This is a genomic window from Fibrobacter sp. HC4 (assembly GCF_023373925.1).
GTDB lineage: Bacteria > Fibrobacterota > Fibrobacteria > Fibrobacterales > Fibrobacteraceae > Fibrobacter.
Genome location: NZ_JALCZV010000040.1, coordinates 1 through 10,212, shown reverse-complemented (window position 1 = coordinate 10,212; position 10,212 = coordinate 1). Strand labels below are relative to the sequence as shown.

Annotated in this window: 6 protein-coding genes and 1 pseudogene; 5 read left to right on the top strand and 2 right to left on the bottom strand. The window is 41.1% G+C overall.

Features of this window, described 5'->3' with window-relative positions; translation table 11 throughout:
• On the top strand, window positions 1-390 hold a 390-nt coding region (locus tag MMG03_RS15620), incomplete at its 5' end, for a class I tRNA ligase family protein (RefSeq protein WP_249506707.1).
• Window positions 391-619: 229 nt separating this feature from the next.
• Here the strand turns inward: MMG03_RS15620 and MMG03_RS15615 are convergent.
• Both MMG03_RS15615 and MMG03_RS15610 read right to left on the bottom strand, forming a co-directional pair.
• The gene (locus tag MMG03_RS15615; protein WP_088640505.1) at window positions 620-1,129 is read right to left on the bottom strand and encodes a hypothetical protein; all 510 of its coding nucleotides are present in this window, start codon (window positions 1,127-1,129) and stop codon (window positions 620-622) included.
• Complete coding sequence (locus MMG03_RS15610; RefSeq protein WP_249506706.1) at window positions 1,126-2,265, bottom strand: ATP/GTP-binding protein; 1,140 nt, start codon at window positions 2,263-2,265, stop codon at window positions 1,126-1,128. Before MMG03_RS15610 ends, MMG03_RS15615 begins: the two co-directional genes overlap by 4 nt.
• A gap of 678 nt (window positions 2,266-2,943) precedes the next feature.
• Between MMG03_RS15610 and mads2 the strand changes: the two are divergent.
• From mads2 to MMG03_RS15590, 4 genes and pseudogenes are all read left to right on the top strand, one after another.
• Window positions 2,944-4,980 (top strand): annotated as a pseudogene (mads2, locus tag MMG03_RS15605) (methylation-associated defense system DNA methyltransferase MAD2).
• Window positions 4,977-6,395: a methylation-associated defense system restriction endonuclease subunit S MAD5 gene (gene mads5, locus MMG03_RS15600; protein ID WP_249506705.1), complete on the top strand. Its 1,419-nt coding sequence runs from the start codon at window positions 4,977-4,979 to the stop codon at window positions 6,393-6,395. Before mads2 ends, mads5 begins: the two are co-directional and overlap by 4 nt.
• 23 nt (window positions 6,396-6,418) lie before the next feature.
• Window positions 6,419-9,901 (top strand): methylation-associated defense system protein kinase MAD6, encoded by a 3,483-nt coding sequence (gene mads6, locus MMG03_RS15595; RefSeq protein WP_249506704.1) that lies wholly within the window; start codon window positions 6,419-6,421, stop codon window positions 9,899-9,901.
• Window positions 9,902-9,964: 63 nt separating this feature from the next.
• Window positions 9,965-10,212: transposase family protein (locus tag MMG03_RS15590; RefSeq protein WP_249505554.1), on the top strand; the 248-nt coding region annotated here is incomplete at its 3' end.

Sequence of the window (10,212 nt, the reverse complement as noted above, 5' to 3'; positions counted from 1 at the left end):
GCTATCAGCCAGCTGATGATCTTCAACAACGAAATGATGAAGATGGACAAGCGCTACCGCGAACCTTGCGAAACCTTCGTAAAGCTCCTGCAGCCCTTCGCACCCCACATCGCTGAAGAAATGTGGAGCATCCTCGGTCATGAAGGTTCCCTCACCAACGTGGCATGGCCTGAAGCCGACGCAAGCAAGGCTGTGGAAAACACCGTCGAAGTCGTGTTCCAGGTGAACGGCAAGCTCCGTGCCAAGGCAAGCGTCGCCAAGGACATGGACAAGGCCGCTTTGGAAGCCCTCGCCATGGCTAACGAACGTGTTCAAGAGTTTACCAACGGCAAGACCGTCGTGAAGGTTATCGCAGTTCCTGGCAAGCTGGTGAATATCGTGGTGAAGTAAAGGTCCCTGAGCCTGTCGAAGGGCCCTTGCATCGACAAACGTCATCCTGAGGCGCGTCGCGCCGAAGGATCCAGACCCGCAAAAAATTAGACCGTAGCCTAACCGCTGCGGTCTTTTTTTATAAAAGGGGACGTCTCCCCCTGGTTCGCACTTTGTTGCTCTCCACCCCCTCTACGTGGGCTCAGACGCCGCCCCCGTAACGCCCGGGCTTTAAAACTTTGAGTAGTGCTTAAACAGGATAAAAGTTGTGATCTGGGTCGAGGAATACAACATAGAATGTATTGCGGTCGTAGTAATATTCTCTTCCGTTTGCTTTGTAAGGACATTTATCTAAAGAATCAGGAATGAAGAAACCTACTAATCTAAAACGACCTTCAAGTCTGAATCTTGCCCATGAGACATCGCTAGGAACATTCTTTGGGTGTTTTGCTTTTGATTTGCCTGGTATGTTGTCATACACGACCAGTAGAGGCCGTTCTCCTCTGCCTGTTGGTTTTGTCTCCCATGTGAATCTGGATTCGGTTGAAAACCATTTCATTTTATCTAGCAGCATTTCACGATCGGAATCAGTAAGATCTTCGAGCGCACAAAATCCAGCGTCTTTTTGATTGACTTCTAAAAATTTCAGATTAAATTTTAATAACGGTGCAATTCCTGCCGTTTCAACGATTGTCTCTGGATAGTCGTTGATATACTGAAGCGTTCGTGAGTTTTGATACTTTTGTTTATTCTTCGTCATACTTTAGGAACTCCCCCGACCTTACCATTTCTGTATGGAGATGAAACTGGTCTATCATTTCTAAGAATGTCGCCAGGGATTTCATCTAGTCTGTATCCAAAGCTTTCGTTATTTTCTTTGTTAACCAAATATGTGCGATATTTACCTAAACGGTCCATGATTGCCGTGTCATGTGTAGAGAAAATCATTTGTGCGTTATTTAGATTCTTTTCAGGATCGTCAAAGAGATCTATCAACATTGGCAGGAGATTCGGATGTAAATTGATGTCAAATTCATCCAAAAGAAGAACTCCACCTTGTTCCAATGCCATATAATAGAGCGCTAAATCGTAAAACAGTTTTCTTGTTCCGCTGGATTCGTGCCAAAAGGGGACTGCATAATTTTTCCCGTTAAAATCGTGATAAAAGACGGGATGATATTGTGTGTCTCCTTTAGGAGAGAGAGACCTTGCGATCTTTACATCAACAATGCCTGTATCAGCATTTTTCAAGAGGTCCTTCACATTGGCGAGACGTTCAGGATGACTGTTTTTGTAGTTTTCGCAAATCAGGGATTGATCCAAATGGAAATTGCTTAAACCATAATCCGTTACATTTGTTAAAATACTGTCGAAGAACGCGAAAAAAGGTTCCAGCGAACTGAACTCCCCTTGCTTGGCCAAATGAATGATAGAAACATTGTTTCTAATTCTTATTTGATTAAGTTCATCAAAATCTTTGGCGACAGAAATAAGTTTGTCTAATTGCCTTTTGAAAATAAAATGCTCTGTTTCGTCAAGGGATAACTCTTCAGATATAATTTCTTTTTTGTTTAGGCTGACTTCGTACAAATATTTTTTTTCGTTAATAACGAAACGACAAAACAGATCTGTAGGGTCGTTATTCCCGAAAAAATTGTCAAAAGGAATTTCTGATTTGGGTGCTGAATTGTAAGAATCTGTGCAAAGGTATTTTATAAAGGAAAGAACTCTGAGCACATTTGTTTTGCCAGATGCGTTGGCTCCTTTTATGCCCATAATGTTGGCTGTTTTTCTTCCTTTTGAAATGCTGTTGGGGCAATTCCCGTTTAATTCGAGGGAAAAGGTGAAACCTTCTTTAAACGAAAAGAAATTTCGAGCGCCAAATTCTAAAAGCATGAACTTACTCCGTCAAATTTGTCTGATTTAATTCAAAATATACAATATGTTTGAATAAAAAACAATAGTTTTCGACATTTTTGCCGAATATTTGTTTTTTTGCTGTTTTTTATCCGAAAGATTTGTTTTTAACCGCTATAAAACATAATTGATGCTACAATCACCACGATAATCGGGAACGACAGACTTGGGACTCAATCCCGAAAATGTCCAAAAATCGTTTTTCTATCGCAAATTCGACGTTTTTCGTTAATTGTGTTCATTTTACCCCCTTTTTTAGGCTAAGACATTCCTTGTCATGCACTTTTATTTAAATTAAAAGCACATAGAGTTTTTGCTCTTGTTCCTGTAATCGAAATCGGCAAAATTTCAAGTTCAATGGGAACAGGGTGAACGCTCGCGCACATTTGTGCGCGAGCTGTTTGCACTTGTCATTGGAAAGGCTTTGGCGAGCCTCGATTACGACATGCAGATGGCTCGCGCTTTTTTATTTCCAAAAATCGCGAAATCTTCTGTCGGCGCAAGAGTAAAATCTAGTCGAGGTTTTATTGATTGGGCCGACGTTTGTATTGCGATATCAGGTCGAGGTTTGTGTAGCTTCGCGTTTAGGTTCGTTTATGCAGAAATTCTTCGGCCTCCGTTCCCACAACATTTCCTATTACACGTAGTGGAGTTCCCATGGCTAAACGTTCCCCAGAACAAGAAACGGCTGAAGAAATCGTTCTAAACGAAGACCAGCTTATTTGCATCTTGACCAATAAAATTGTCAAGGCGACCGAAAAAGAACGGAACTTGCAATATATGATTCAGATGATGTCAGAAGAATATGGCTTTGACATGTCTGACTTGCAAAGGGATTTCCAGATAGCGTTTGAAAACGACGAAGGCAAGAAACGCCGTGTCAAAATAGACTTGGCGGTCTTTGAAAACGGTCGTGAGCATGATCAGGCAAATTTGATTCGTGCAGTTGTTGTTGCAAAAGATTCCAAGGTGAAAACAAATGACGCCAAGGCAGGCGTGCATGTTGTTCTGGATGATGTACTTTCCTATACGAATTGTGACTTTGGGTGCTGGACGAATGGCGAGGATTTGGCGTTTGTCTCGAAGGCCGAGGATGCTTTCGGTCAAGTTGAAATCGAGGACATTTCCGATTTCCCGGCAGCGGGGCAAACTCTAGAAGATTTGGAAAAGGCGGGTGACCATGCGATGCCACGAAAGCCTGCGAACGAATCTTTGGTAAAAGCCTTCAAGCGTTGCCACGATTACATCTATGGTAACGAAGGAATGAAGAAGACTGCTTTCTGGGAATTGCTGAATTTGATATTCTGCAAACTCTATGATGAAAAGAGACGCTTTACAGATGCTCGTGAAGGGAAATCTTATCGTCGCCAGTTTTGGGTGGGTGTCAAGGAACAGAATACGCCTGAAGGTCAGAAGGCTGTTGCCGATAGAATCAAGGGGATTTTCCGCAAGTTGAAAGAAGATGGCTTGTATAGCGATGTCTTTGACGGAAACGAAACTATAGGTTTGTCTGACCGAGGCCTGGCTTTTGTTGCGGCGGAGCTTTCTAAGTATTCTTTTTTGGACGCTACTGTTGATGTGAAGGGAACTGCTTACGAAACCATCGTTTCGAATACATTAAAGCAGGAAGCGGGACAGTTCTTTACTCCGAGAAACATCATCAAGTGTATGGTGGAAATGTTGGACCCTGATGAAAATACTCGCGTTCTTGACCCTGCATGTGGTTCGGGTGGATTTATCGTGATGGTATTGGACCATGTTCGCCATAAAATTGCGAAAAACATTTGGTCTGAATTAGATGATGTCCGCTTGGAAGCGAAATGCAATTCGGAAAAGGTTGAAGAGAAAGTTCGCGAATATGCGCAGAACATGATTTTCGGTTTTGACTTTGACCCCGATTTGAAGAAAGCGGCAAGGATGAACATGGTGATGGCTGGCGATGGTCACGCCAATGTGTTCAATATTAATTCTCTTGACTATCCGAAAGGTTCAAAACCCGATGTTCCTAAGGTTGCAGAAAAAGTTAACGAAAGTATTGCTGTAAGTAAGGATAAAAAGTTCAAGTTTGAAACGGCTGACGATAACGCTCAGGGTAAATTCGATATGATTTTCACAAATCCGCCTTTTGGTTCAAAGGTGGAAGTCGATAAGGAAATAGCGGAACGCTATTACTTAGGCCGTGAATAGGGAAGTAACGCTCCTGAAGTTCTTTTTATCGAAGCTTGTTATAATTTCTTGAAGCCGGGTGGAAAAATGGCGATTGTCTTGCCGGATGGTATTCTTGGCAACCCGAATATGGAAGACACTCGCGTTTGGATTCTTCAGCATTTTAAATTGCTTGCTTCGGTGGATTTACCAGTGGAGACCTTCTTGCCGCAGGTCGGTGTGCAGGCTTCGCTGTTGTTCTTGCAAAAGAAAACAGCTAAGGAACAATTGATTTCTATCGATGATGAAGATTACGATGTGTTCATGGCGATTGTGGAGCATGTCGGCAAGGACCGTCGTGGAGTTCCTATTTACAAGAGGGATGATGATGGAGCAGAATTGCTTTTCGACAATGTAAAGAAATGGCTGACTCGCGACGAACGCGGTCGAGAAGTTGTCCGTGAGCGTAAGGAGCGGATAAAGAAACTGGATGATGACCTTCCTGAAGTGACAAAGGCGTACGAAGAATTCAAGGAAGCTCACAAATGAAAATAGAATCGGTAAAATATAGTGCTGTAAAAAATAGTGTATGGCGTTTTGATCCGTCATTTCATTTGAGTGAAGCTGTTTATGTTCATCAGCTTCTTGAAAAATCTCCATACAAGATGTCTAAAGTAGATTGCTGTTCCGATAGAGTATTTTTGGGAAATATCTTTTCGCGCAATTTTGTCAAGGATAAGGAATATGGTGTCCCGTATTTGGCAGCTTCTGATACGGTTTTATCGGACATTAATACAGGTGCCTTCTTGTCCAAACGCCAAGCGAATGAGCTTTCTTATTTGATGCTTGAAAAGGATTGGATTTTGGTAACATGTTCAGGAACGGTTGGTAATGTAACTTATACAAATAAATGCTTTGAAAACCACATTGCGACACATGATTTGATTAGGATAGTTCCTAATGACAAGATTGTAAAAAGAGGATGCGTCTATGCTTATTTGTCCTCGAAATTTGGTCATTGCCTTTTGACTCAGTCAGAATTTGGTGGCGTTGTAAAACATGTAAATGACGAATATGTTCGCAATGTTCCTATACCACAGTTTCCTGCAAAGTTTCAAGAAAAAGTAGATAATTTGATTAAGGAAAGTGCCCGCCTCCGCGAAGAAGCAAATGATATTCAGAAAGCGGCCATGCAGATTTTGTATTCTAAAACTGGTTTGAATGAAGTTAGTATAGATGAATACAACTATTTTGGCCCCTCTGTTGAAAAAAGGGCTGTTTCGTCTTTTGTCATAAATAAAAAGCTTGTTACTCCAGTTACAATAAATGCGTTTAATTTATCACTGCGTAATCGCAATTTGATAAAGAGAATAAAAAGGACTATAGAAACAAAACCCTTAATTGATTGTTTGGATGAAAATGGTTTGTTCTCAACGGGGAGTTTTCCTAGAATTGAGTTGAATCCTGGCCATGGTGTAATGCTTATAAATCAGAAAGATATTTTTGATACTATCATTAAGGGTAAGTATATATCTAAACGAAATGTAAGGCTTGATAGATTAGTTGAGCAGAATGAAATAATGATTGCCGGAGTGGGAACTTTGGCGGAAACGGAATCGTTTTGTAGATGTATTTACGCGAATGAATATTTGAAAGGAAAGCTGGTTTCTGGTGAATTTATTAGAATGAAGACGAATCAATCTGTTATGTCTGGATATTTGTATCTATGGTTATCTTCGGATTATGGTTTTCGTCTTATTAGAAGTACCCAAGCAGGAACAAAACTTTGTAGACCAATTCCAAAACTTTTGGAACAAATTCCTGTGCCTATTATAAAAAGAGATTTAATGAAAAAAATCAACGATATGGTGTTAGATTCTCAGAATAAATTATATCAATCGGTTATGAAAGAAATAGATGCAATTTCCTTAGTTGAAAAAGAAATTGATGGCTGGAAAGCATAACTTCTGTTAGAAAAGGTTTTTATATGGCTCAAGTAAAATTCCCTGTTCATAGCGATGGTTTTGTCAATGCAGGCGAAAAACGCCTAATTGATTATTTGCAGAACAATCTTCCTGCCGATTATTGGATTGTTCCTAACGGAGAATATGCCAATAAAAATCCGCAGGGTCTTGTGGCTAGCAGCGAATACGACTGCATCGTTGTTGCTCCTCATGCCATTTACCATATTGAAAATAAGGATTGGGGTGGCAATCTTCAAGGTGATGATTATGCGTGGTTTGTAAATGGGGCCGAACGAAAAAATCCGTTTGTGGCTGCAGAACGTAAAACACGCATCTTGGCTTCTATGTTAAGGTCTCATAACCATTTGTGGGGCGGGGCCTTCGTACAGACTGCGGTAACGCTGAGTTTTCCGGGCCAGTCAAAAACAGGTATTGACCATTACAGCAAATCGTATGACCAGATTTTTTTGCTAGAAAAACCGCTTATTGATTTTATTAAAGATAACGCAAAAGTCCGTAAGGCTCCAGATGCTATAAAAGCATATCAGAAAGACATTGTCGATTTTTTAACTGGTAGTGCATCGGTTGCACAATATCGTCGAAGAAGAAAAGTCCTTCTGGACTATCAAATCATCGAGGTTTTGCAAGAGACAGATTCGTTTACGGAATACTTGTGTAAGGCAAAGTTCTTTGCAGATAGAAAGTATAAAATTAGAGAGTATCCGCTGGATTATGCGGAAAAGTCCAAACAAGAACTTGATACTATTCGCAGAAAGGCCGAAAATGCCAAGTATGTTCATGAAAAACTTGGTTTCCGCGGAAACATTATTCCGTGTGAAAGTATTCTAAGCGAAGACGGTTGTTTTTATTATGAAAAAAGCCTGTACATGGAAGAATCTACGTTACGGGCTCATATAAAAAAGAAGACTTTGACCGACTTGGAAAAAATCCAGATTGTTCTCGATATTGCAAACGCCCTAAAAGAAGCGCATTCTGAAGGAATTTACCATCGTGATGTTTGCCCAGAGAATATCTATGTAACAAACTCTGGGGCAGCCCTTGCGAATTTCAGACTTTCGTGGTTTACTGAACATCAAGAAATGGGCTACACGGTCGCAACAGAACTTGTGCCAACTAAGGATTCTCCCTATGTTTCTCCTGAACAGGATGACAATGATGTCTGTGCGTCTAGCGACTTGTTCTCTTTAGGAGTAGTCTTTTACGAACTGATGACGGGTAAGTTGCCATTTAATGATTCACAGTCTTTCAGGGTGCATGGTGGAAAACTAGATGAATCGCTGATGCCATCCAAGGTAATTTCTCAATTGCCACCATGGTTCGATGAACTGGTGCGAAAGACTGTTGTTGTTGATGTCAATAACCGTTTTGCCTCCGCTGAGGAAATGATTGAGTTTATCAACATCAACTTAAAGCCTGCTGCCCAGGAATCTATTCGCAAAAAACAGGCCGAGTCTCCCATTGCTAATCAAACGCAAAAGAAAATTGAGGATTTGAAACCCGGTGATCAGGTGACTCCGGAGATTGTCTTGTATGAACCGCTGGGGAAAGGTGGTTTTGGCCGTGTTTTTAAGGCAAAGCAGACGTTACAGAACAAATTTTACGCCATCAAAATTTTTGACAGAGATTCTTCTGCACAAGAAACGATAAATGAGTACCAGACACTCAATAAATTGTCTCACGATAATATCGTAAAGTTCATTTACAACGGAATAACAACTCAGGGTTTCTTCTATACGTTAATGGAGCTGCTTGAGGGCGACAACTTGAATAAGTTTGTCGAAGGTGATTTGAAGATGACCATGAACGAACTATATAAAATGGTTCGTCAAATCCTTTATGCTCTCAAGTACATGCAGGAACAAAATCCGCCGATGTACCATCGTGATGTCAAGCCCAATAATATTATTTGGGATAAGTCCTCTCGATATGTGCTGATCGACTTTAACATATCATCCCAATTAGACGATAAGGCTTTTGCAGGAACATATCCTTATCTAGCTCCAGACTTGATTCAGGGAAGTTCTGTTATCAACTGGGATTGCTCTGCAGATACTTTTGCTCTTGGAGTATCAATTTATCAGTTAATTGCTCATACATATCCCTGGCTAGGAAAAAATAATCAGCCTATCGTTGGCGTAGAGCCTGCAGATATTGCGCAATATGCAGAAAGACTTTCTCCAGAATTTGCAGCATTTGTCATGCGTTCTATCAAGACTGACAAAGCGGAAAGATTTGCGAATGCGGCGGAAATGCTTGCCGCTCTTGAAAAAATTGGGCTGAACGGAATGCTTAAGGAAACGGAAAAAATAATCCGTTTAGATTCCGATGGCAAAAGAACCGATTATGTAGATTATCTTAATACCCTTTATAGCCAGAGTAGTCATGGCAATAGTGGTGTTGTTGCCAAATCAAAAACGACTAATAGTTTTGATGATTTGACCTATATCGAGACAAAGTTGGATAAACGCCTCATTGACGATATCACGAACTTGAAATACAAACTGGTTGTAATTACCGGTAATGCAGGTGATGGTAAGACTGCGTTTATCAAGCAAATAGAAAGCCGTAATGCTCCCGTGCAGGCGAAAGCTGTTGGTAATGGAAGCACCTTTACAATCAATGGTGTAAAGTTTGAAACGAATTATGACGGCTCACAGGATGAAGATACAAAGCTGAATAATGATGTTTTGAATTCCTTCTTTGAACCATTCTTTGATTTGGATGACTATACCAAGGCTCCAGAAGGCCGCATTATCGCTATAAACGAAGGACGACTTGTTGATTTTCTTAGCCAGCAGCCTCGACTGAGAAGGTTTGAAACAAATATCGAGGAGTTCTTCTTTAATGAAGGCCATGTGGATTTGCTTCCTGGTTTAATTGTAATTAATCTCAATTTGAGGTCGATCACTGCGAGAGAAGGTGATTCTCAAAGCTTGCTAGGGCAGCAAATTCAAAAGATGGTTGCAAGCGAATTGTGGACAAAATGCGAAGGTTGCCCTGTTGCAGAAAAATGCTTTATTAAGTACAATGCTGATACCTTTAGGGATAGTAGTGTTGGTCTTGAAGTAACGAATCGTCTGGAATGGCTGCTACGTACAATAGTCTATAAACGCGAATTGCATGTGACAATGCGTGATTTGCGTTCAATGATTGCCTATATGCTTACGCGCGACTATTCTTGTGAACAGGTGAAAAAGCTGATCGATATTGTGCAAACAGAAGGGCTGCGGAGCTATTATTGGCAATACTATTATTTCAATATTACGGCGCCGGCAATAAAGCCGAATGTTGCCTCCTTTGATTTACCGACATTGGATTCTAACGACCGTTTAATTCGCATGCTGCGAGAAACGGATATTGCCGAAGTGGCTTGGCCTGCAGTTGACCGCGATTTGTATTATAAGGAAAAGATTGCTGAAAATTATTGGCTCTTCATCAACATGTGTGGGTGGCTTCGCCACCCTTTTTTGTTGACTTTCGCCTAAATTAAACAAAAAATGGGCTATTTTCTAAAATTTAATCGCCAAAAAAAACAGAAGAAAAAGCCCATGTCAAAATTATACAAATCCATCTTCAATGTCAACGGCTGTTCAGTCGTCAAGCAGGAACAAACCGATACCACGGTCACCATCACGGTAAGACTCACCAAGGGCAACGCCAGCAGGTGCGGCTGTTGCGGGCGAAAAGGGAAACTCTACGACAACGGCCGGGAACAGAGGGTATGGCGGACGCTCGATCTCGGCACGAAAATGGGCTTCATCAAGATGGACACCTACAGGGTGAAGTGCAGGAAGTG

Coding starts and splice junctions, on each gene's coding strand:
- mads6 (WP_249506704.1), top strand. CDS start 6,419: ATGGCTCAAGTAAAATTCCCTGTTCATAGCGATGGTTTTGTCAATGCA.
- MMG03_RS15610 (WP_249506706.1), bottom strand. CDS start 2,265: ATGCTTTTAGAATTTGGCGCTCGAAATTTCTTTTCGTTTAAAGAAGGT.
- mads5 (WP_249506705.1), top strand. CDS start 4,977: ATGAAAATAGAATCGGTAAAATATAGTGCTGTAAAAAATAGTGTATGG.
- MMG03_RS15615 (WP_088640505.1), bottom strand. CDS start 1,129: ATGACGAAGAATAAACAAAAGTATCAAAACTCACGAACGCTTCAGTAT.